Origin of the sequence: Streptomyces sp. NPDC007205 (assembly GCF_040634095.1) — a bacterium.
GTDB lineage: Bacteria > Actinomycetota > Actinomycetes > Streptomycetales > Streptomycetaceae > Streptomyces.
On the sequence record NZ_JBEYEW010000003.1, the window covers coordinates 58,210 to 78,852 of the forward strand.

At 68.7% G+C, this 20,643-nt stretch carries 21 protein-coding genes; 9 read left to right on the top strand and 12 right to left on the bottom strand.

Annotation, left to right across the window (positions count from 1 at the left end; translation table 11 throughout):
- The first annotated feature begins 37 nt into the window (after positions 1-37).
- Both ABZ624_RS06645 and ABZ624_RS06650 read left to right on the top strand, forming a co-directional pair.
- Entirely contained in the window at positions 38-376 is a 339-nt protein-coding gene (locus ABZ624_RS06645) for a deoxyxylulose-5-phosphate synthase (RefSeq protein WP_360083317.1), read from the top strand.
- Positions 377-506: 130 nt separating this feature from the next.
- Positions 507-704, top strand: coding sequence for a hypothetical protein (locus ABZ624_RS06650; RefSeq protein ID WP_360083319.1), 198 nt, complete (start codon positions 507-509; stop codon positions 702-704).
- 3 nt (positions 705-707) lie between these two features.
- Here ABZ624_RS06650 and ABZ624_RS06655 read toward each other — a convergent pair whose 3' ends face one another.
- From ABZ624_RS06655 to ABZ624_RS06680, 6 genes are all read right to left on the bottom strand, one after another.
- A complete protein-coding gene (locus tag ABZ624_RS06655) occupies positions 708-1,502 on the bottom strand; it encodes an SDR family oxidoreductase (RefSeq protein ID WP_360084053.1) in 795 nt (264 codons plus the stop codon).
- 155 nt (positions 1,503-1,657) lie between these two features.
- Complete coding sequence (locus tag ABZ624_RS06660; protein WP_360083321.1) at positions 1,658-2,875, bottom strand: cytochrome P450; 1,218 nt, start codon at positions 2,873-2,875, stop codon at positions 1,658-1,660.
- A gap of 25 nt (positions 2,876-2,900) precedes the next feature.
- Positions 2,901-4,292 carry an FAD/NAD(P)-binding oxidoreductase gene (locus ABZ624_RS06665; protein WP_360083323.1) on the bottom strand — a complete coding sequence of 464 codons (1,392 nt, stop codon included), beginning with the start codon at positions 4,290-4,292 and terminating at the stop codon, positions 2,901-2,903.
- Positions 4,289-4,516 carry a ferredoxin gene (locus tag ABZ624_RS06670; RefSeq protein ID WP_360083325.1) on the bottom strand — a complete coding sequence of 76 codons (228 nt, stop codon included), beginning with the start codon at positions 4,514-4,516 and terminating at the stop codon, positions 4,289-4,291. Before ABZ624_RS06670 ends, ABZ624_RS06665 begins: the two co-directional genes overlap by 4 nt.
- Before the next feature lie 323 nt (positions 4,517-4,839).
- Positions 4,840-6,657, bottom strand: coding sequence for a glycoside hydrolase family 15 protein (locus ABZ624_RS06675; RefSeq protein ID WP_360083327.1), 1,818 nt, complete (start codon positions 6,655-6,657; stop codon positions 4,840-4,842).
- Positions 6,658-7,360: 703 nt separating this feature from the next.
- Complete coding sequence (locus tag ABZ624_RS06680; protein ID WP_360083329.1) at positions 7,361-7,765, bottom strand: hypothetical protein; 405 nt, start codon at positions 7,763-7,765, stop codon at positions 7,361-7,363.
- 874 nt (positions 7,766-8,639) lie between these two features.
- Here ABZ624_RS06680 and ABZ624_RS06685 point away from each other — a divergent pair.
- Together ABZ624_RS06685 and ABZ624_RS06690 are read left to right on the top strand one after the other, a co-directional pair.
- Complete coding sequence (locus tag ABZ624_RS06685; protein WP_360083331.1) at positions 8,640-9,149, top strand: SigE family RNA polymerase sigma factor; 510 nt, start codon at positions 8,640-8,642, stop codon at positions 9,147-9,149.
- Positions 9,150-9,209: 60 nt separating this feature from the next.
- On the top strand, positions 9,210-9,923 hold the full coding sequence (locus ABZ624_RS06690) for a hypothetical protein (RefSeq protein WP_360083333.1): 714 nt from the start codon (positions 9,210-9,212) through the stop codon (positions 9,921-9,923).
- A gap of 353 nt (positions 9,924-10,276) precedes the next feature.
- Here the strand turns inward: ABZ624_RS06690 and ABZ624_RS06695 are convergent, their stop codons facing one another.
- From ABZ624_RS06695 to ABZ624_RS06710, 4 genes are all read right to left on the bottom strand, one after another.
- Positions 10,277-10,747: a hypothetical protein gene (locus ABZ624_RS06695; RefSeq protein WP_360083335.1), complete on the bottom strand. Its 471-nt coding sequence runs from the start codon at positions 10,745-10,747 to the stop codon at positions 10,277-10,279.
- Positions 10,748-10,882: 135 nt separating this feature from the next.
- Positions 10,883-11,605 (bottom strand): hypothetical protein, encoded by a 723-nt coding sequence (locus ABZ624_RS06700; RefSeq protein ID WP_360083337.1) that lies wholly within the window; start codon positions 11,603-11,605, stop codon positions 10,883-10,885.
- Positions 11,602-13,275, bottom strand: coding sequence for a polyprenyl synthetase family protein (locus ABZ624_RS06705; RefSeq protein WP_360083339.1), 1,674 nt, complete (start codon positions 13,273-13,275; stop codon positions 11,602-11,604). Before ABZ624_RS06705 ends, ABZ624_RS06700 begins: the two co-directional genes overlap by 4 nt.
- Entirely contained in the window at positions 13,268-14,347 is a 1,080-nt protein-coding gene (locus ABZ624_RS06710; protein ID WP_360083341.1) for a hypothetical protein, read from the bottom strand. The genes ABZ624_RS06705 and ABZ624_RS06710 overlap by 8 nt, the downstream gene beginning before the upstream one ends.
- A gap of 593 nt (positions 14,348-14,940) precedes the next feature.
- Between ABZ624_RS06710 and ABZ624_RS06715 the strand changes: the two genes are divergently transcribed.
- Together ABZ624_RS06715 and ABZ624_RS06720 are read left to right on the top strand one after the other, a co-directional pair.
- Positions 14,941-15,555 carry a hypothetical protein gene (locus tag ABZ624_RS06715; RefSeq protein ID WP_360083343.1) on the top strand — a complete coding sequence of 205 codons (615 nt, stop codon included), beginning with the start codon at positions 14,941-14,943 and terminating at the stop codon, positions 15,553-15,555.
- 20 nt (positions 15,556-15,575) lie between these two features.
- Complete coding sequence (locus ABZ624_RS06720; protein WP_360083345.1) at positions 15,576-16,439, top strand: lamin tail domain-containing protein; 864 nt, start codon at positions 15,576-15,578, stop codon at positions 16,437-16,439.
- 167 nt (positions 16,440-16,606) lie between these two features.
- Here ABZ624_RS06720 and ABZ624_RS06725 read toward each other — a convergent pair whose 3' ends face one another.
- Both ABZ624_RS06725 and ABZ624_RS06730 read right to left on the bottom strand, forming a co-directional pair.
- Positions 16,607-17,686 carry a cobalamin-independent methionine synthase II family protein gene (locus tag ABZ624_RS06725; protein ID WP_360083347.1) on the bottom strand — a complete coding sequence of 360 codons (1,080 nt, stop codon included), beginning with the start codon at positions 17,684-17,686 and terminating at the stop codon, positions 16,607-16,609.
- Positions 17,683-18,213, bottom strand: a complete 531-nt coding sequence (locus tag ABZ624_RS06730; protein WP_360083349.1) for a hypothetical protein — start codon at positions 18,211-18,213, stop codon at positions 17,683-17,685. The genes ABZ624_RS06725 and ABZ624_RS06730 overlap by 4 nt, the downstream gene beginning before the upstream one ends.
- 244 nt (positions 18,214-18,457) lie before the next feature.
- Here ABZ624_RS06730 and ABZ624_RS06735 point away from each other — a divergent pair, with 244 nt between their 5' ends.
- The 3 genes from ABZ624_RS06735 (at position 18,458) to ABZ624_RS06745 (ending at position 20,335) form a co-directional block, all read left to right on the top strand.
- Entirely contained in the window at positions 18,458-18,988 is a 531-nt protein-coding gene (locus ABZ624_RS06735; RefSeq protein ID WP_360083351.1) for an EF-hand domain-containing protein, read from the top strand.
- Positions 18,989-19,402: 414 nt separating this feature from the next.
- Entirely contained in the window at positions 19,403-19,624 is a 222-nt protein-coding gene (locus ABZ624_RS06740; RefSeq protein WP_360083353.1) for a hypothetical protein, read from the top strand.
- Positions 19,625-20,083: 459 nt separating this feature from the next.
- Positions 20,084-20,335, top strand: coding sequence for a hypothetical protein (locus ABZ624_RS06745; RefSeq protein ID WP_360083355.1), 252 nt, complete (start codon positions 20,084-20,086; stop codon positions 20,333-20,335).
- The last annotated feature ends 308 nt before the right edge of the window (positions 20,336-20,643 follow it).

A 20,643-nucleotide genomic window follows, 5' to 3' on the forward strand; every position in this document is an offset into this window, starting at 1 on the left:
GTCGAGCCCGACCCTGTGGTGGCTCTACCCTTCCCGCATGGCCCATGGAAAGACCTCGTACGTTTGCCTGCCCTGCCGGGCCTCGTACAAGCAGCCCTACCCCGGCTACCACGACCACCACCGGGTCTGTCCACGCTGCGCCGAACCACTGATCCACGTCGGCTCCGCCTTCGCGGCACCCAAGAGGCGGGACACCGCCGCCTGGCGCACCCTCTCCGTGCTGCTGCACGCCGGTGTGCGCTTCCACAAGAGCTGCTGCGGCGGCCCCGGCTACCGCCCGCGCACCCTCGGCGAGGTTCGCGAGCGGATGGCTTACGCCCGGGCCACCGGCGAACCATTCGCTCAGGCGTTGGTCCGCCGCGACCTGCCCTGGTAGCCCGGAAGCAGGGGGCGTTCCGCCGCGCCGCCGAAGCGACCCCTGCTGTCATACACAGCACGCATAAGGCACACATCATGCCGCGGGATCCTCCAGGACGACCACGGCCTCGGCAGCCTTCGGGGGACCTTTGCGCCTGGATCGGGGCGCCATCCTGGTCGTCGCGCTGATCGTCCTGTTCACCTGGAGCTGTCCGACCACGATGGTCGTCATCTGGACGGCGGTGCTCACCCTGCTCGGCGTCGCGATCCGCGAGTTCCTGGACACCGGCACCGCGACCGCCACCGACCCACCCGAGAGCTCCCGGGCCCGTGGCGCCGCTCCCTGAAGGTCATCCGCCGGTGGCGAAGCCGGGGAAGAGGGTCATGCCGCCGTCCACGTAGAGGGTGGTTCCCACCACGTAGTCCATGAGGTCCGAGGAGAGACCGACGACGGCGTTGGCGATGTCCTCGGGGTCGCCGATGCGCTTGTAGGGAATCAGCCGCAGCAGGTCTTCCCGGGCCTCGGGCGTCTCCCAGGCGCTGCGGTTGATCGGTGTCTTGATGGCTCCCGGGGCCACCGCGTTGACGCGGATCTTCTGCGGTGCCAGTTCCTGCGCCAAGGTCTGCATCATCATCTGCAGGCCCCCCTTGGAGGAGGCGTAGTTCGCGTGTCCTGCCCACGGGATGAGCTGGTGTACGGAGCTCATGCAGATGATCTTCCCGGCGGCGCTGGAGACCTCCGGCACGACCCCGCGCCGCAGGAATTCCTTCGTCGCCTCCCGGGCGCACAGGAACTGACCTGTGAGGTTGACGTCCAGTACCTTCTGCCACTGGGCGAGGGTCATCTCGGTGAAGGGGGCGTCACGCTGGAGTCCGGCGTTGGCGACCAGGATGTCGATCGTGCCGAAGTCCTGGATCATCCGGTCCAGCATGGCGACGACCTGGTCCTCGTTGGAGACGTCCGCCTCGTGGGCGGCAGCGCGGCCGCCGAAGGAGGTGATCTCCTCGACCACTTTTTCGGCGTCCTCGCGGCCGGCCACGTAGTTCACGACGACGTCGGCGCCGGCCCGGCCGAGGGCGATGGCCGTTGCCTTGCCGATTCCGGAGTTGGCGCCGGTGACCAGTGCCTTCTGGCCCTTGAGGATGTGGGCGGGTATCACGTCCCGAGGACGTGCGTCGTCGGGGGTGGAGTTCACGATGGTCTGCCTCCTCGCTCGGTGTCCCCTGGTCCCGCAGGACCGCGTACCGCGACTTCCGCTGCGCAGGGCACCAGCGCCGGCGGTTTCGGCCTCCTGTACCGTCAGCCGCTCTGCTCGACGTGCAGATGGATCGGCCCCCGAAGCACAGGGCTTGGCCGGTACGGCGGAGGATCGGCGACCAGCCGGGGCCCGTCGAGACGGCGTACCAGCTCCTGCAACGCGATCTGCGTCTCCAGGCGGGCCAGCGGTCCACCGAAGCACAGGTGGATGCCGCTGCCGAACCCCAGGTGCTGGTTGTCCTGACGGTCGGGATCGAAGCGGTCGGGATGGTCGAAGCGTTGCGGATCGCGGCTGCCCGAGGCGAGCATGAGCATGATCTGCGAGCCCTTGGGGATGACGGTGTCGCCGACGGCGATGTCGCTGTATGCCGCCCGCCACGGAATGATGTGGACGGGGGGCTCGTAACGCAGCAGCTCCTCGACCAGCGGTACGATCAGGTCCGGTTCGGCGCGCAGGCGTTGCAGCACGTCGGGGTTGCGCAGCAGCGTGAGCATGCCGTTGGTGATGAGGTTGACGGTGGTCTCGTGGCCGGCGATGAGCAGCAGGTTCGCGGTGCTGACGATTTCGTCGTCGGTCATCCGCCCGTCGGGCCCGTCGTCGTTGGCCAGTCGTGTCAGCAGGTCGTCGCCTGGCCGGCCGTGGCGTTGGTCCAGCAGCCCGCCCAGGTATTGGCGCAGGTCCTTGGTGGCCTGCAGTCCGTTGTCCAGTTTCTCCTTCGGGTCGGTCTTTGGGTCGTAATTGATCGAGTCGATGATGGCGTTCACCCACACGTGGAAGCGCGGCTCGTCCTCGCGCGGCACGCCGAGCAGGTGGCAGATCACGGTGACGGGGAACGGGTAGGCGAAGTCGTCGACGATGTCGATCTGCTCTTTGCCCGCGAAGTTGTCGATCAGGCCGCTGACGGTGGCGGTCAGGTCGGATTCCATGCCGGTGACCAGTCCCGGAGTGTGCGGGGGCCCGAAGTGGCGCATGGCCAGGCGGCGCAGGCGGTCGTGCTCGGGCGGGTCGAGGTTGAGGAACGCCGGCGCAGCGCGTTCCTCGGCTCCGGGCATCGGCCGTGACAGATTGCGGGTGTCGGAACTCAGGTGCGGATCGTGCAGGATGCCGGTGAGCTCCCGATAGGTGCTGATGACGTAACTGCCGTCCGCCTGCCGGGCCACCGGCGTCTTGCGCAGCTCGGCGTACAGCGGGTACGGGTCGGCCCGGGAGGAGTAGTCGAGGATCCGGGGCAGGATGTCGGACGTCTCGTTTGCGGTCATGTCACTTACCCTCCTGCTTCCTCTCCTACCGGTGCTGCCGCACGGCGGTGACGCGTCGTTCGCCCGGGTCATGGCCGGTGACGACCACCGTGGCGCCCTGCGCGAGCAGCGTGGGGCCGGGGAAGTCGACGGGCACCGGTTTCGCGTCGACGGGCTGGTCGGGCGTGGGACAGGGGGGCGGGAACGGCGCGGCGGCCTCGATCAACCGCCGGTAGTGGTCCAGCCACTTCGCGTTGTTGAAGCTGACCGCCGCGGTCACGCGGCCCTGGTACCCGTAGACGGCGACGAAGCGGTGGTCGGGCACGGACCCCTGTGTGACGACGACCTCGTCGGCGTAGGTCGGTACGCCGACGGACTTGATGTTGACGCCGAACTGGATCGACCAGAACGTCGGGATGGACAGGTGCGGCCAGCGGTCCGCCTGGGCGCTGACCATGTTGTGCGCCGCGATCCGGGCCTGCTCCACGGCGTTGGCCCAGTGTTCCAGCGAGATGAACCGGTACTCGTAGACGGGGTTCGGGCAGCGAGCCACGTCTCCGGCGACGAAGATGTCATCGGTGACCAGGCCGTTGATGTCGAAGGCACGGCACCCCGAGTCGCAGGCGACTCCCCACACGCCCACCGCCAGCCCCGAATCGCGTAGCCACTCGGTGTTGCGGATGCCCCCGAGCGCCACCACCACCACGTCCGCGTCGACGGTGCTGCCGTCGTCGAAGTGCGCGCGGCGGAACCGTCCCTGCGCGTCGCCCTCCAGCCGGGTGACTTTGACACCGCAGCGCAGATCCACACCGTGGGCGCGCTGCATGTCCGCCGCGACTTCACCGATCATGGCACCGAGCCCCCCGACCAGCGGGGCCGGCGCGAGTTCGGCGACGGTCACCGGGATGTCACGCTCCCGGCAGATGGAGGCGATCTCGGAGCCGGTGAAACCCGCGCCGATGACCAGTACGCGGGAAGGCCCGGCGGCGATCGCTCGCTGCAGGCCGTCGGCGTCCTCGCGTGTGCGCACCACGAACACGCCGTCCAGGGCCGCCTCGTCCTCGACGAACCAGGGCCGCGCACGTACACCGGTGGAGATCAGCATGCGGTCGAAGGGAATCCGGCGACCGTCGGCGAGGTGTACCTGGTTGGTCGCCAGGTCCAACCCGTCAGCGGGCACGCCCAGCAGCCACTCCGCATCGATGTCACGACGTCGCGGCAGCGCGGTGCCCTCGGCCGGCACCCACCCGGTGAGCACCTGCTTGGACAGCGGGGGGCGGTCGTAGGGCTCGGCCGGCTCGTCACCGATCATGGTCAACGTCCCGGTGAACCCCTCGTCGCGCAGGGCCTCCGCGGCTCGCAGTCCCGCCAGTGACGCCCCGACGATCACGACGCGGCCGTCGCGCTTGAACTCCTGCAGGGTGTCGGCACTGCTCATGGCTGCGGCACCCCCGCCGACGTGTCCGACCCCTCCAACTGGTCGACCAGAATGGCCTGGAGCGGGCAAGCAGCCGCGGCGCGCAGCACCTGCTCGCGTTGGACGTCGTCGGGCTGCGGGTCATACATCAGTGCTTCCTCGCCGTGCATCCGGAAAGCGTCCGGAGCCAGAAACGCGCATTGCGCATATCCTTCGCAGCGGGAAAGATCCACGACAACTCTCATCCTGACCGACCTCCGCCTGAACACTGAATAAGCGCAGGTTCTGAGGGCAGCGCCGTCCGGCGCGCGAAACCCGAGGGGCGAACAGACCAACTGCGGGAAGAAGATGGCGGACCGTTGCCACCTCGCTCGCAGGCAGATGACAACCGCGCTCGTCAAAGGTCTCCGCAGGTATTTCCGATCTCCGAATGTAAGGGATCTGCGTCTGCCGCTCTGCGCCCTGAGAACCCGACTTGACCCTCACCAGCCTATGCCGTGTGAAGGTCCCCCGCACCCGGGGAACTGCACTGTGAGCACACCCACCGGCGCCGGATTCATGGCCCTTGTCACGCCTGCTCACGGTCGAGGGCGTCGTCGAGAGTGGTGGCCGCCATAATGAGGGAAAGATGGGTGAAAGCCTGGGGGAAGTTGCCGAGTTGTTCGCCGCTCGGGCCGATTTCTTCGGCAAACAGGCCCACATGGTTGGCGTACGTCTGCATCTTCTCGAACGCGTAACGCGCCTGCCGGACCCGGCCGGCCCGGACGAGTGCGTCGACGTAGAGAAAGGTGCAGAGGCTGAAGGTGCCCTCGGAGCCGCGCAGGCCGTCCGGAGATGCCGTCGGGTCGTAGCGGTAGACGAGGCTGTCCGAGACGAGGGTGCGGTCCATCGCATCGAGCGTCGACAGCCAGCCGGGGCTCCTGGGGGCCAGAAAGCCGACACGGGGAATGAGCAGCAGCGACGCGTCAAGGACATGGCCGCCGTAGTGCTGGACCAGGGCCTGCTCCTGGTCGCTCCACCCGCGTTCCATCACCTGTTCCAGGATGGCGTTGCGCGCAGTGGTCCAGCCGGAGATGTCGGCAGGACGGCTGAACTCTTGCGCCAGGCGCAGTCCTCGGTCGAAGGCGACCCAGCACATCACCCGGCTGTACGTGAAGTCCTTGCGGCCGCCGCGGGTCTCCCAGATGCCCTCGTCCGGCCGGTCCCAGGTGGCGGCGAGCCAGTCCAGGATCGCGGCGAGACCCTTCCATCCGTGGTAGCCGGTCTGAATTCCTACTCCCCGGCTCTCGGACAGGGCATAGAGCGCCTCGCCGTAGATGTCGAGCTGCAGTTGGTCCATCGCCGCGTTCCCGGCCCGCACCGGCGCGGAACCGCGGTAACCCTCGAAGTGGTCGAGGGTCTCCTCCGGGATGTCAGGGTTCCCGTCTACCCGGTACATGATCTGGAGACGTTCGCCCGGTACGTCGGCGCGGTCCCGCATCCGGTCGCCGAGCCAGCGTGTGAACCGGGCCGCCTCATCGACGAATCCCAGATCCAGCAGCGCCCTTACGGACAGGGCTCCGTCGCGCACCCACGTGTACCGGTAGTCCCAGTTGCGCTCGCCGCCGACCTGTTCGGGAAGTCCCATGGTGGCCGCGGCGACCGGTGCGCCCGTCGGGGCGTAGGTGAGGAGCTTGAGGGTGATGGCCGAGCGGTTCACTATGGCCGGCCACCGACCGCGATAGCCGGAGGTACGAAGCCAGCTCTGCCAGAACTCGCCGACGACGAGGAGCTGATCGGTCAGCTCCTCCAGGGTGACGGGGGCAGGCGGCTGCCCGCCGATGTCGCAGACGGTGAAGACCGCCGCGGCCGTCTGCCCGGCCTCTAGCGTGATCTCGCACCGGACGTCCCGCCCGTCCCGCTGCACGGGGAACGTGGTCTGGAGGTAACCGGTCTGCGCCGACGCCCGGAACACAGCTGTCTCACTGGTCAGATCGAGGTCGTGGACGGCCCGCCCGTAGTCGAATCGGGGCCGGCATTCCAGGGAGAAGCGCACGGTGCCGCGTACGGCGCGTACAAGACGCATCACGGCGTGTCGGTCTGTCGGTACGAGGGCCTTGTCCGGTGGCATGCAGTCAAGGACCTCACCGACGCCGGCCGGTGACATGAACCGCGTCACCAGCACGGCCGTGTCCGGATAGTAGAGCTGTTTGCAGACAGCCTCACGGTCCTGCGGGGCGAACATGAAGTATCCGCCCCGGTCGTGGTCCAGCAGGGAGGCGAAGACGCTCGGGGAGTCGAACCGCGGAGCGGCGAACCAGTCGATCACACCACCGGAGGAGACCAGAGCAGCGGTCTGCAAGTCACCGATCAGACCATGGTCGGCAATGGGCGGATAGCGATCCATGGTGACTCCCGTACGTTCATCCGGTTCGTCGGGCGGCCTACTCGGGGTGAAGCGTGAGAACGAAGCCAGCCCCGAACAAGCACCCTGCCGGGCTCGGCTGCAGCTCCTCACAGCTCAACGGAGCCCGTCACCGGCCGACCGCTACGCGCCATGCTGCAAGCCCTCGCGGCAAAGAGCGGCCACATGATTTCTGGCGGTCCGAGGGCGAGCACGAGGGGCCGCTGACGTCGCGCATCCGGCGCGGGGGCCCCAAGGATCACCCAGCCATCCGGCGGTTCTCATGCCGCTGAGTCCATTGCATCACCTTGGCAGACCATGCGCACCTCGGGCCCGGTTCCGGAATCGCTGCACCCCATGGCCGCGAAAGCGGCTGCGATGAGGCGGCCAAGCAGTCCGGACGGCTCCCTTCTCGCCTTGTTCGCATCCCGTCCTTGCGCATGTAGCTCGCACGACGTCGGGAACGGAACGGATTCAGCACACATCAGGACAGAAAACCCCGTGAACACGTGGGAGGCGAGTGTCGCAGGTTCGAATCCTGCCGGGGCACAGAGAGAAGGGCCGGCTCAGGAAGGTTTCCTCCAGAGCCGGCCCTTCGCCGTTTCAGGCACCGTGCCACACGCGTGCCACTACGTCCGCCTCCCCGCCGTGGGCGGCCCACCCGCACCCAGGCGGCAAGCCACGCAACGGGGCGCCCTCCGCTAACTCACTCCGAGTGCCGGATGGTCTGCAGGGTCCCGCCGGACCCATCATCAAGCAGCCAGAACGACCAGCCGTTGCGGTTCGGGTTCACGTCCGGCTTGTAGTGCGCCACCACCGCCCGGGCCGCCCCCGTCGGCGTCTTGAAGCTCTGCCCGGCAAGCGGCCCCGAAGTGATGTCGATGCGCTTCGTGTCCCGGTCATAGCTGCCACGGGTCCGATGACCTTCGTAGTCGACGTACACGTCGACCGTACGCTCCTTCTCCGCGCCCGCGGCGGCCGGGGCGGAGGGCGGCATGCTTGCGTTTCTCACGAGCCGAGCAACAACCTCGCCAGCAGTGGTACCACCCATGCGCGCCGCGAACTCGATGGAGCGGTACGTCTGTTCGTCAACCTCAATCGTCGGGCTCATGCCCTCCCCCTTGCCAGTCGGTGTCGACCATTGAAGACTAACGCAACCACAGGACGTAAAGCAAGCAGAGTACGCATTTAACGAATTGTGCGAAGCGGGCGAGGGTCCGGGCGCAGGCAGAAGGGCCGGCTCACGAGAGGTTTCCTCCCTGGCCTTCACGTTTCAGGCGTTACGGCTACGCAGTCGCTGCTACCGGGGGTCCGGTCACGGTCGCTGGTCATGTGCCGGTAGATCAGTGCGGCGCGTGAGCTGCTGTGGCCCATGCGGGTCATCAGCTCGCGCGCCGGCACCGGCCGTGGGCGAGCGTAATGAGCGAGGACTCGCCGTCCTCGACGAAACGCCTCCGGTGATCCTCAGCACCTCACCACTGTTGGCATCCTTGGCGATCTCGCCGGTCTGCCGATCGCGGACCAGCTCCCCTGGTGTGCATGGCTTCAAGCCCTTGCCGACGGCCAACGAGTCGGCTACGTGACGTCCAACGTCGACTTCTGGCACTCGCCCAAGTGAACCCCTCACCGTCCTGGAACTCGATCAAGACCCCGGCCGGCCTCCAGGGCGGTTGAGGGCACTCCGATGCAGCCACTTTGACGCGAGCCTCGAAGATCATGGTCCCAACACCGCCCCGCAGCCTTCAGCGCAGCAACTGCCGCCAGAGAAACCGATCTTCCCCACCTGATGTTTCGCCAGATGTGCTCACGGACCGGTCGGCGCGAGCCCGACCGTGCACCAAACAGCCAGAAGGGCCCCCAGAACGACTGCCGCCGACGCCCGAAGGCGAGGTTCGCCCGAGGCTGCAGGATTTCTGCTTCTCCGGGTGGGACGTAACCCTGTGGCCACAGCGTCTTCAGAGTGTGGACGACGAACAGGATCTTGGATGAAGCGCCGGTACGAAGAGGATTTCATGGCGTTCGCCGCTGTGCGATCCGCACCTCTGTTCCGCTCTGCGTGTGTGCTCACCAGCGGGGATGTGCACCTCGCGGAGGACCTGGTGCAGGACACGCTGGGCCGGATGTATGCCCGCTGGCGCAAGATCGCGCAGGTGGACGACCCAGCGGCCTACACCCACACCGTCCTCGTACGGACCTACCTGTCCTACCGCCGCCGGCGCAGCAGCTCTGAGCAGCCCACCGACACCCTGCCGGACTCCCGTGCCGTCAGCGAGCACGACGCCACGCTGCGGGTCACGTTGCTCGACGCGCTCGGCCGGCTGTCCGCCCGGGACCGGGCCGTGCTGCTCCTGCGCTACTGGGAGGACCGCAGCGTCGAGCAGACCGCCGAGATCCTTCAGGTCCGGCCGGGCGCGGTACGCAACCAGAGCATGCGCGCGCTCGCCCGCATCCGGGACCTTCTGGGCCACGACCTGTCCGAGCTCGTCAGTCCCTGACCCGGTGCCGCGGCACCTACTTCGCCCTCATCACCGACCCCCGAAACGCGGTGACCCGCCATGCCCATCGAAGAAGACTTCACCGAAGCCCTCCGCACCACCCTCCTGACCTTCGAGCCGCCCCACACCCCGTCACTGCTGCAGGCCGGTGTCCGCAACGGCCGGCGCAGGCGCCGCCGCCGCGCCGTGGCCATCGGCGTGAGCGGAGCGGCCGTACTCGCACTCGTCGGGCTCGGCGCGGCGGTTGTTCCCGGACTGCTGTCCGACGAGGGAACAGCCGGCCGAACGCTCGCCGGTCCGGCGGCCTCGGCCACAACCGGCTCGACCACGGCATCCGCCACCCCGAAGCCGACCTTCACCGGCACACTGCCCGCCGACCGCGCCCTTGCCACCCTGACCGCGCTGCTGCCGACCGGCCTGACCCATTCGAGCCCGCCCGGCGGCCGGCGGTCCGGGCAGCTGTGGGTGGACGACGGCCACGGCACGTCACTGCTCGAAGTGCACGTCTCGCGGCAGACCTCCACCACCGCGATCCGCAGCCACGTCTTCGCCGGCACGACGCCCTTGGCCGACGGCACCCTGATCGAGTCCCGGCAGGCACCACCCGGAACGGACCCCGGGCACGAGGCGGTGAACGTACTGCATCCCGACGGGCTCTACGTCACCATCATGGAGTGGCAGGCACCGAACCAGAACGCCCCCTCGACCCGTACCACGCCGATCCTGACACTGGCCCAACTGCGGGCCATCGCAACCAGCCCGCAGTGGAGGTAACGCCCGCAGCGGCCGAGCGGCGGGCCGACACGATCAGGGCGGGCAGATCGCCTCGGTGCGGGTGTCGCACGTTCGAATCCCGGACGGTCGAAAGCCGCTCCCCCGCCACCTCGGATCACGGCACCGACCGGGCCTCGCCCGCCTCGCCGGCCTCGCCCGCCTCGCCCGCCTCGTCCGCCATGAAATCCACCACCTCTACGGCCTTCTCTGCATCGCCCGAATGAGGCCACACCGATGACCCGATCCCGGCTCGTCCAGCCGTCGCGGTGGTCAGCTCGTGGCGCCCTGGATGTGGGCGGTGGCTCCGGGCTAAGTGCCGGAGCCACCTGGGGAACTGATGCGTTCGCGGAGGATCAGTCCTCGTCGGAGCCGAGGACGCGGCCCTTGAGCTTGACGGGGTCGGCGGTGCCCACGCGGAGCTCTCCGTCGGTGTAGCGGCCCGGCGTCGCGCTGTCGAGGGCGGAGACCTGTGCCGCGTAGCCGATGCACTCCTGGTTGCTGGACAGGGACGGGTTGTGGGTGAAGGTCAGCTTGCGGCCTCCGTCACTCACGGCGCCCTGGGTGGTCTTGAGATTCCCCTTTGCCTGGAGGGTGTTGACGTCGTGGTAGGCCCAGGAGAGCCAGCCGGTGAAGTAGAAGCCCGTGGGTGCCTTGAGGGTGAAGGTGATGTCGCCGGGGTTCACCGGGTCGGGGACGGTGCTGAGGACGCCGAAGCTGAGGTGGGCGGGTACACCGCCCGGCGCGTCTTCGACGATGCCTTGCTGGAGGATGTACAGCTTCTTCTCGGACCCCTCCTTGACGGGGGCCTGGGTCTGCGTGGCCATGATTTCCCTTCTGTGGATGCGGGTTGTCCGCATGAGCGGACCCGCCGGTGGCGGGTTTGTGGCGGAGCTCGGCCGCCCGTCGGGGTCGGTGACGGGCGCCTTGAGCTCCGGTGGGGGCCGGCAGCAGGCGGGTGGTCAGTCGCTGCCGGAGGCGGGTGGGTCGGCTGCGGGTGCGTGATCGGCAAGGAGTGGACCGAGGACGACGAGGGCGCCGAGGACGACGTCCTCGTAGAGGTGGAACCCCGCCTCCAGCGGCGGCAGTGCGTCATCGCTGCTGTCGGTGTCGGCGTCCGTGCCGGAGTCGTCGTCGAAGTCCAGGTCGGTGGCGTGTCCGGCGTGGTGGCCGCCGTCGTCTTGGGGAGCGGGCGTGCCGAGCAGGTCGGTGAGGTCCTGCGCGGCACCCTGGAGAGCGGAGCGGGCAGTGGTGGCCAGCAGACGGAGGGGGAGGTCGAGGGCGGCGGCGGTGCGCTGGCCGGGGACCAGTTTCGCCGCCGTGGGGACCTCCGCGGTGGCGGCGGCGAGCCACTGCACAGGCAGCGTGCAGGCGGAGACGAGCCGCTCGGGGGGCATGAGGGGTGGGGGCTCGCCGTCGACCATGAGGTCCTCCCACTCCATGAGGTCGAAGAGGAACTGGCCGCCCTTGTAGAGGGGCCAGGGCCGGACCGTGTCGAGCAGGACGCGGGCGCGTTCGGGGTCGTGTCGGCGCAGGGCCACGCCGTGCCTGGCCAGCGTGCACAGGCACCGGCGCAGACAGCTGTTGACCTGGCCGAGGAAAGCGAACGCCCGGTGGTCGATCGGGGTCAGCGGGCCGGTGGCGGTGGGATCGGCCGGCGGGGGTGTGGTCGTGGTGGTGGTCACAGTGGCCTTGAGGTGACGTAGTGGGCGATCTGCCGCAGGACGGCTTTGCCTTCGTTTTCGGGGATGGCCCGCAGGTCTTCTTCGAAACGGGCGATGCCTTCGGCGGCGAGCCGGTCGGCGAGGTCGGTGGCGTATTCGATGGAGCCGTGCCGTTGCATGGCGGCGAGGAGTTCCTCGGCGTGCTGCTGGGTCTTGTCGGTGCGGCGCTGCCGCAGCACGTCGAAGAGGCGAGGCCGCTCGTGGGTGTAGACGGTGCGGAAGAGGTGGATCAGCATCACGGTGCGCTTGCCTTCGAGCAGGTCCCCGAGGGGCTCCTTGCCGTAGAGGGCTTCCTCACCGACCAGGTTCAGGATGTCGTCCTGGATCTGGAAGGCGATGCCGATCAGGCGGAACGCCTCGTCGAACCGGCCCAGTACGGCCGGGTCGGTGACGCCGGCGCAGACGGCGCCGATACGGCAGGGGCTGATGCAGGTGTACCAGCCGGTCTTCTTCGTGCTCATCGTGAAGTAGGCGTCGTCGGCCTCGGGGACGACGTCGTGGCGGATCCAGCCCAGCTCCATGGCCTGGCCCTCGATGGACTCCCGGCACATGTGCACCGCCTCGTGGATGAGGCCGAGGGTGCGTACCAGCCCGAGTGTTTCGAGATTGGAGAGGACGGCGTCGACGGCCAGGAGGTTGAGCCCGTCGCCGACGTTGACGGCGAGGCCCAAGCCGTGTTCCTCGTGCATGGTGGGCAGGCCGCGCCGATGGGTGGACTCGTCGGCGATGTCGTCGTGAACGAGGAAGCCGTTGTGGAACAGCTCCAGCGCGGCGGCGGCGCGTACGGCGTCCTCGGGGCGTCCGCCGAATGCGGCGCAGGCCGCGATGGTCAGGGTGGGGCGCAGGCCCTTGCCCTGCCGGGCCGGGTAGGAGCGCATGAGGTCGTACAGCTCGGCGCGGGGTTCGCGGTCCGGCAGGAGCCGTTCGATCTCCTCGTTGGTGCGGGCCCGGCACCGGCGCATGGTCTCCATCAGGTCCGCGTCGCGGACGGTGTCCTCCAGCGACCAGCTCGTGCTGGTCCGGCCGTCCCACAGCAGACGCGGGGCCGCGATGGTCGTGCCGCCGATCAACGGGGGTGGCGCGGGAGCGTCCTCGGGCGAGCGCCGGGCGAGGAAGTCCAGTGCCGTCCAGTCGACCGGTTCGGCGGCCGGCTCATGGGCGGCGGGCGCCGCGCTGCCCCACAGCCGAGGAGCCTGTTCACGGTAGGTGCCCCAGAGTTCCTGCATGCTGCGCAGGCCCGCCGCGCGCTGGGACAGCAGCGTGAAGGCGCGCCACACGGCGAGGGTGTCCTCCCGGGAGCCGCGGACGTCGAGGCTGTCGGGCAGGACCTGGTCGACGGGCGGGCGCTGGAGGTCGAACAGGAGGTTCATGGCCCGGTTGTCGAAGACGACCTCGACGTCCGGGTCCGGGCAGCGGTCCTGGCGTACGACGATACGGCTGTGCCGCGCGGTGAGCGTGGCGTGGCTGTCGTCGTTGAAGTGCAGGCCGAGCCGGATGCCGTGGAGCTGGTCGGCGGCGGCGGCGAGGATGGCCGGCGCCCGGTCGGACAGGGCGGCGACGGTCTCGTCCAGCAGCCGGGCACCCGTGAAGGCAGGCACGGTCTCGGTCATGGGCACCACCGGCTCAGTCATGGGCACCACCGGCGAACTCCACGATGCCCTTGGTGCGGAAGCCGATGGTGCGTCCGCCGACCCTGCCCTCCACCGTGCACGGGCCGAGCGTCTCGTGGACGCTGAACGGGTGCAGGCTCGTCTCGGACGGGTTGGTGATCCGGCCCGCCGTGTGTGAGCGGAAGTCGAGGACGAGACGGTCGTCGCCGAGCCGTGCGGTGATCAGCAACCGGCCGGGTACCGCCGCCATCGGTGGGGTCCCCAGCATGTCCGCGAGCGGCGGCACCATCACCACCCGGTCGCGGTCCAGGCTGCCGCTGACGGCGACTCTCAGATTACGGCGCGGGAAGTGCCGGATCATGCGTCCCTCGCGCCACAGCATCACCGACCCGTTGGCCGCGTCCGCCGGGCTCGTGGGCTGGATCAGGGTGAAGACCACCGCGGAGGGCGGAGCGGAGTCGGCGGAGCCGGAAGGGTCGTTGACGAACCCGAACACCCAGCCCCCCAGCGTCGGCCAGGACCAGCGGCCGCGCACCCGTTCGTGATAGCCCAGCAGGTCCGTCTCCGTGGCCGTTCCGTCGCCGTGCCGCAGCGTGCCCGAGCCGAGGACTCCGGGTTCCGACTGCCACCGCAGATGTTCGTCCTCGCCGAAGGGCGCGCACTGGGAGGTACACGGCCTGCTGGTCCGGATCAGTCGTACGTCCACGGCCGGCCCGCTGGACCGCGCCGCCACCCGGAACGCGCCGGACTCACCGTGCGGATGCGGTAACCGGAACGCCGACCAGGGCAGTTCGGGCTGGTCGGCGTTGAACTGCGTCGAACTCCAGCCGTGCCCCTCCTCGTAGGCGAGAAGGATGGCCATGTGCTGTCCCTCGGCCGCCGTGCCGGTACCGCTGCGCCGCCCCGTGACCGGAGCGCCCGGATCCGCGATGACCGCGCCTGTGGAGGACCCCAGCACGGACAGGTTGGCGATCAGGGCTTGCCGGCCGCACCGGGACAGAAACGCGTAGTGCAGCCACTTGCGGTCGAGCGGATGGGTGAGCGGGGCGTGCGGGAAGGGGCCCGGAGGCCCGAGCCTCGGAAGGGTCGGCATGGACACATTTCGAACGCTAACCCAGTGTTGTGGAAAAGTCACATGCAGTAACGATCAGGCGGGTGACCTGGGCGTACAGAAACGTTCATTTCCGTATCCGGGTGTGAAATTGCAAAGAGCTGTCTGTGCGGGACGCCGCCACCGACAGGGTGGAGACCAAGGCCGCCGCCGGATCATGTCCGCCTCCTTCCCGAGCGGTCGCTGACACCCCCTGCACACCGGCCGGCCGGCGCCGGTGCGCTGCACTCCGCATCCGTGCGCCCCGTACGCCTCGGCTCCACTCGAACAAGTGACGCAGAATCGATCCAGCATTCCAAACGGCGGAACGGCGGCATACCGCCCGCAGGACTGGGCTAACCATGGACGCAGATGACGGCCAGGTGCATTCCGTTTGTCTGCCGCAACGCCCCGGCCGAAGCCGCCGACGGCGTTCTGGATTCCGCCTCCGGAGACCGCTCTCCTGGCCTCCCGTGCTCCGTGAACCGCGCGGCATGCTCATGCCCGGTCCTGCCCGTCGCCCGGGGACCGGGTGCCTGTGCCAGGGCGTCCCGTTTCACCGCACGCTTCGATCACAGCCCCAGGAGGACCCGGAGATGGCCACTGAAGTGCAGTCCGCGAAGAAGGAAGCCTACAAACGGGGAGAGGAACAGGGGCGGGCCGACGCGCTCGCCGGACGCCCGTACGCCGACCCGCCGCGCGACGGCACACGCGGGGAGAAGGACCACTACGCGAACGGCTACGACTGGGGTTACGAACAGGGCCGTGCGCAGAAGCTGGACCTGGTGGTCTGGCAGGAGGGCGGGGTCGAAGACGCCCCCGGTGGCCTCGGCACCACCGTCAACATCTGCGTCCGTACGCCCAACTGGAGCGAGACCGTCGATGCCGGCGAACGGGAGCACGTCTTCACCGCCCCCACCGGATTCCGCTGGAACGGCATGGTGGGCGCGCAGTACAAGCGCATCGACCAGACCACGGGCGGCAGTCTGCCGCCCGTCCAGGCCAAGGTCAGCGAGGACGGGCGCACGCTGACCTTCACCTACCACGTGCACCTGAACACGAACGGCGAGGACAAGGACCTCATCGCCTACACCTGCGGCCTCGAAGCCGTCGACGGCGCCAAGCCCGGCCGCTTCACCGACGGCGTCGCCCAGATCGGCACCGCGCCCCCGGCCAAGCTCAAGGCCGAGGTCATCGAGGACGAGGACTGAGAGAGCAGGAGTCAGACACCATGACCACCGTCGTCACTTCCGGCGTCTTCCCGTCCACCAGTCCGGCCGCCTCGCCGATCAACGGCCTGGGCACCGCCGACGTCAGGTGGGGCAGCAGCGGTTCCCAGAGCGGGTACCAGTTCCGCGGTTCCGCCGCGGACGTCGAGCTCGACGGCACCGAGTTCGTCGTCGGTACCTTCGTGCACCGTAATCTCCCCACCAACGTCAGCCCGGACAAGTTCAACGTCGCGCTCGCCATCAACGTCATGTTCGAGGACGGCAGCACGACCGATCTGAGCTTCACCTTCCATCACTACGAGACACCCAACACCAGCGGCAGCAGCCCCGCGGACGATGACCTGGTCGACCTGCAGGAGTTCATCCACCCTCAGCCCGTCACGATCGACGGGAAGCAGTACAGGGCGGTCCTGAGCGGGTTCAAGCGGGGCGGCCAGATCGTCCGGCAGTTCCGCAGCCCCGAGGGCGGAGTCAACTTCGCCGAGGTCGTCTGCATGTTCACCGTCGACGAGCCGGACGTGATCATCTCCGACCTGCGCTACCTGGGCAACGGCACGGGCCAGCCCGACGAGTACATCGAGATCTTCAACAAGGGCGGCGCGCCCCAGGACCTGACCGGCTGGGTCGTGGAGTCCAAGCCCACCGGGCACACCTACGCCTTCCCCCCGGGGACGGTCATCCAGCCCGGCCAGCGCTACCGGGTCTACACCGACGAGGTCCGCCAGGAGTTCGGAGGGTTCTCCTTCGGCTCCTCCGAGCAGGTCTGGCGTGACGAGGGCGGCATCGGCCGCCTGGTCCACGACGGCTTCGTCGTGGACCAGTACCCCTACCTCGACAAGGGCTTCCACAAGACCGCCGCGCCGTAGCGGGTCCTCGCCGGACGACACGGCGTTCCTGGATGTGCCCGGAGCGGGCACATCCAGGCCACAGCGCCGCGGAAAACGCCACGGACCAGGGAGAACCACTGAGCCCAGTGGTCGGCTCCGGAAGTCCTCCGGGGGCGGCGTGCCGTCGGCGCGGCCCTGTCGCAGACTCAGTCGACCAGTTCGCGGGCGGCCAGGGTCGTCCCTTCGACACGGGCGCGGATCTTGGCGAAGGCTGTCTCGCGGGAGGTGGAGGTGTCGTCGGCGAAGGGAGAGAAGCCGCAGTCGTCGCAGGTGCCGAGGCGGTCGACCGGCACGTGGCGGGCGGCCGCCAGGACACGGTCGCGGACCTGCTCGGGCGTCTCGACACAAGGGTCGATCGGATCGGTGACGCCGATGAACACGCGGGCCTGGCTGGGCAGGTGATCGGCGATGACGCCGAGGACCTTGTCCGGTTCGGGCTCGCTCGCGAGCTGCACGTAGAAGGCGCCGACCTGGAGCCGCAGCAGCGCGGGCAGCAGGGCCGTGTATTCGACGTCGAGGCTGTGGGTGGAGTCCTGGTCGCCACCGGGGCAGGTGTGCACACCGATCCTGGCGCGTTCGGCGGCGGAGAACCGCTCCAGTACGCGGTTGTTGAGAGCGAGGAACTGTTCCAGCAGGCTCCCGCCCGGATCGAGCTTCAGGGCGAGGCGGGCCTCCGTGAAGTCGAGCTGGACCCTGTGCGCGCCGGCATCGAGGCAGCCGCGGATGTCGGCCTCGGCCTCGGCGGTGAGGTCGTCGAGGAAGGCTTCGCGGGGATAGCCGTCGATGCCATCGGGAGGGTAGAGCAGACTGAGCGCCGAGGGCGCGATGACAGCCTGTTTGACCGGTACGGTCGCGTGCCGGAGGGCAGCGCGGAGATAGCGGTCGGCGTGGACGGCATACCGCAGGGGTCCGGCGGTCAGGCGGGGCAGCTGCCGCTGGTGTCCGTCGGCGAAGGGGATGACGACACCGTCGGGCGCCAGCCGGTCCAGACCGGCCAGGGGGTAGGTGGCGAAGCTGGGCTTGGACTGTTCGCCGTCGGTGACGACCGGGGAACCGATCTCCTCCAGGCGGCGGACGGTGTCGGCGACCGCGCGGTCCTGGGCGGCGGCGAGTTCGCCGTCCCCGATCCGGCCTGCCGCGTGGTCGGCCATGGCTGCGAGCAGCTCAGCGGGCCGGGGGATGCTGCCGATGGGTTCGGTGGGGATCCCCGCCACGGGCCGGCTCACAGCCCGATCTCCAGCGCAGCCACACCGCTGCTTCCCCGGAGCCCGGAGGACAGGCACTCGGTGGGCAGCCCTCCAGGGAGCGCGGGGACGATCCGCTGCGCCGGCAGCCCTTCGCCGCGGCCCTCGACGACCCGGCCCGACAGCCTGACGACGAGGACGCCGGCGACGCGGACACTGGTGCCGCTGTTGTAGACGATCAAGGAGCGTCTGCCGTCCGCGTAGTGGACGAACTCCTTGAGGTGCGGGCTGTCCAGCGTGATGCAGGACGCCGAGGGCGACACCCCTTCCAGGTAGCCGGTGGCCGGCACGGTGCGGCCGGGCTTGGCCGTGCACTCGTAACTGGCCTGTGTGCGAACACGGGTCGAGCGGGACTCAAGGGTCAACGGCGGGTCGTACATGCTGGTACTGGAGCCGGCGCACAGTACGTGCTCGCTCTCATGGGCTTGGCCGGCTGGAGCCCACACCACCGAAGAGCCCACCAGGGCCAGGGAACTCAGCGCCACTGCCACACCGCGTCTGCCGAACATGCGCCCTCCACGGAATCCGATCAGCCAACGGGCCCTGACTACCCCAAGCCGGACCCCGACTCCCCCAAGCCGCTCCTGCCGCCCCGGCTCCTTGCGGCACACCGACGGCGCGCAACGCGCGCCACGCGCTGGACGTGCGCAACGCACACCCGGTGGGTGCCTTGGCCTCCGGGCCACCGGGTAGGACAGCTCGACCGGCATACGGCTCTCACCGGCCGGACAGCACCCGGCAGAAGGGATATCGATGGATCAGACAACCGCGCAGAGGCTCGTCTTCGCCATGCTGGACGCGGATGGGGACGGGGTCGTCTCCAGGGACGAGTACATGGCGCGCACCAGGAACGCGGCGCTGGCGACGGGCCGTAAGGAGGACGACCCGCTCGTCGTCACCGCGCGCACGCTGGGCGAGCAGGCGTGGGCGTCGATGGACGCCGACGGCGACGGCGGGATGACCTTCGACGAGTACGCGGCATGGGCGGGCGCTGAGGCGTTCGACACCGTCTGCGCGCCCGTCCTCGGCGCGCTCTTCGACCTCGCCGATACCGACGGGAACGGCGCCCTCAAGCTGTCCGAGTTCACAGCGCTGCGCACGGCACTGAACAACCCGGTCGTCAACGCCGAAGCAGCGTTCGCGGCACTGGACAGCGACGGTGACGGACGCATCAGCCGTGCCGAGTACATCGCGTCGATCCGTGCTCATGTCACCGGAGAGGGCTCCTCCATGGGCGAGGCGCTGTACAGCACAGGGACGGCGGAAGCGCTCGGAGGGAAGTAGAGGAAAGCAGAGGAAAGCAAGGGACCACTTGCGCCCGTTGATCTTCTTGCCGGTCTCGGAGCCCCGCGAGGTGTGGGAGACAGTGGTGTCCAGGCCGGCACCGGCAGCACATCCCGCACAAGTGGCCACTCTGTGTCACTCATGTTCAGATGTCCGTGGTTTTCGATCCTTGTCATCACCTGTCGTGTAGCCTCGGTCACGTCTCGGTGAAGGTCGGCGGAGCGTACGCGCGCCTGATCGGTCGCTCACTCGTGCCCGGTGCAGAGGTCAGCGCTGTCTGCGAAGGAGACCTGCGGTCGAGTTTCGCCTCACGAGGGCTCGAAACCGCAGGTCAGCGGCGTGACGCGGTTGTCCCCTTCCGGATCTGTGCCGACGGCCACAGCGAACAGGACACACATAGGCGCATACTGAGCCATGACAAAGCCCGCTGCACCGAAGCGTCATTTGCCTACCAGCCCCTTCAAGGCCCCGGTCACACCGGCTCCCAAGCACTTCGCCCTGGGCGACAAGGTCACACATGACGTGTACGGCCTCGGCCGGGTGATCGGCATCGAGGTGGGAATCGCGGCGCTCGTGGACTTCGGCTCAGAGCAAATGCGGATCTTGAGCCCGTACGCCAAGATGACCAAGCTGTAGGACCGCTGTGCCCGGTCACGGCACACCAGGCCCCTTCAGGGACCTGCAACGAAAGGGAGACCTCTCATCGATCTGACGCCGCTGTTCTCCGCTCCGGACGGGCAACCCCGCTGTTCCAGTGCAGCATCGCCGCCTCCGACGACAAACCCGTTCCACGCCCCTGACTTCGGGCCGTACGACACCTTGCCGTTCGAGGGCGCGCAGGAGCCCGACCCGGGCATGCGTGCGGCGCGGCCCAAGGCGGCTTAGCTCCACGAATGACGGTGGCTGCGGCAACTCGCCGCGGGCCGTCTGATCAGAGGTTGCCGACATCTACAGCTGACATCAACGGGGGCGGTCACTGCAGACCCGCCTCCTGAGCAGGCGATCCATGTGGCTCATGGATGCAGACGTCCATCGTGATGAATGACGAAGGCCCGGCCTCGCACCTGAAGCCGGGCCTCATGCATGCTGAGTTGCATGAGCGCCTACAGCAGCGACCTGGACCTGAAGGTCACCGATGCCACCGGAAACGGCGTCGAAGTGGACGTGGCCACGAACCTGCTGACCGGCACGATCCGACTGTCAGTGTTGTGGACCCAGGAGATCCACCTGCATCCCGACGACGCCGAACGGGTAGCCCAGTCACTGCTACAAGCTGCCGAACACGGCCGCCGCATCGTGCGGACTCACACCCCGGGAACTGATCAACCTACCGATCCCGGCCGGTGAGTTACCACTTCCTCCACCGGTTCACGGCTGCTCGCTAGCGGCCGGTCCGAGCAGGCCGATCTGGAGCACCGGCGAGTACCCGCCGGGCATGAACGCCGCGAACACCACAAGGACCTCGGCCTCCCGCCGGACCAGGTGACGGCGCGTGCCCGGCGGCCCGACAGGCTCTCCACATCAACCGGCCGCTCATGCGTGCGTTCTCCAGAGCCGTTCATGGCGGTCCGCCAGGTACTCGCCGAAGCGCTGCGCCGCGATCTCGGACGTACGAAGTTCCGATTCGATGCAACCTGCCCCCGAGCCCGTGCGTA

What these genes read in the sequence shown, in the direction of transcription:
- ABZ624_RS06645 (WP_360083317.1), top strand. Translation starts at nt 38, where the DNA reads ATGGCCCATGGAAAGACCTCGTACGTTTGCCTGCCCTGCCGGGCCTCG.
- ABZ624_RS06660 (WP_360083321.1), bottom strand. Translation starts at nt 2,875, where the DNA reads ATGACCGCAAACGAGACGTCCGACATCCTGCCCCGGATCCTCGACTAC.
- ABZ624_RS06665 (WP_360083323.1), bottom strand. Translation starts at nt 4,292, where the DNA reads ATGAGCAGTGCCGACACCCTGCAGGAGTTCAAGCGCGACGGCCGCGTC.
- ABZ624_RS06670 (WP_360083325.1), bottom strand. Translation starts at nt 4,516, where the DNA reads ATGAGAGTTGTCGTGGATCTTTCCCGCTGCGAAGGATATGCGCAATGC.
- ABZ624_RS06675 (WP_360083327.1), bottom strand. Translation starts at nt 6,657, where the DNA reads ATGGATCGCTATCCGCCCATTGCCGACCATGGTCTGATCGGTGACTTG.
- ABZ624_RS06680 (WP_360083329.1), bottom strand. Translation starts at nt 7,765, where the DNA reads ATGAGCCCGACGATTGAGGTTGACGAACAGACGTACCGCTCCATCGAG.
- ABZ624_RS06685 (WP_360083331.1), top strand. Translation starts at nt 8,640, where the DNA reads ATGAAGCGCCGGTACGAAGAGGATTTCATGGCGTTCGCCGCTGTGCGA.
- ABZ624_RS06690 (WP_360083333.1), top strand. Translation starts at nt 9,210, where the DNA reads ATGCCCATCGAAGAAGACTTCACCGAAGCCCTCCGCACCACCCTCCTG.
- ABZ624_RS06695 (WP_360083335.1), bottom strand. Translation starts at nt 10,747, where the DNA reads ATGGCCACGCAGACCCAGGCCCCCGTCAAGGAGGGGTCCGAGAAGAAG.
- ABZ624_RS06705 (WP_360083339.1), bottom strand. Translation starts at nt 13,275, where the DNA reads ATGACTGAGCCGGTGGTGCCCATGACCGAGACCGTGCCTGCCTTCACG.
- ABZ624_RS06710 (WP_360083341.1), bottom strand. Translation starts at nt 14,347, where the DNA reads ATGCCGACCCTTCCGAGGCTCGGGCCTCCGGGCCCCTTCCCGCACGCC.
- ABZ624_RS06715 (WP_360083343.1), top strand. Translation starts at nt 14,941, where the DNA reads ATGGCCACTGAAGTGCAGTCCGCGAAGAAGGAAGCCTACAAACGGGGA.
- ABZ624_RS06720 (WP_360083345.1), top strand. Translation starts at nt 15,576, where the DNA reads ATGACCACCGTCGTCACTTCCGGCGTCTTCCCGTCCACCAGTCCGGCC.
- ABZ624_RS06730 (WP_360083349.1), bottom strand. Translation starts at nt 18,213, where the DNA reads ATGTTCGGCAGACGCGGTGTGGCAGTGGCGCTGAGTTCCCTGGCCCTG.
- ABZ624_RS06735 (WP_360083351.1), top strand. Translation starts at nt 18,458, where the DNA reads ATGGATCAGACAACCGCGCAGAGGCTCGTCTTCGCCATGCTGGACGCG.
- ABZ624_RS06740 (WP_360083353.1), top strand. Translation starts at nt 19,403, where the DNA reads ATGACAAAGCCCGCTGCACCGAAGCGTCATTTGCCTACCAGCCCCTTC.
- ABZ624_RS06745 (WP_360083355.1), top strand. Translation starts at nt 20,084, where the DNA reads ATGAGCGCCTACAGCAGCGACCTGGACCTGAAGGTCACCGATGCCACC.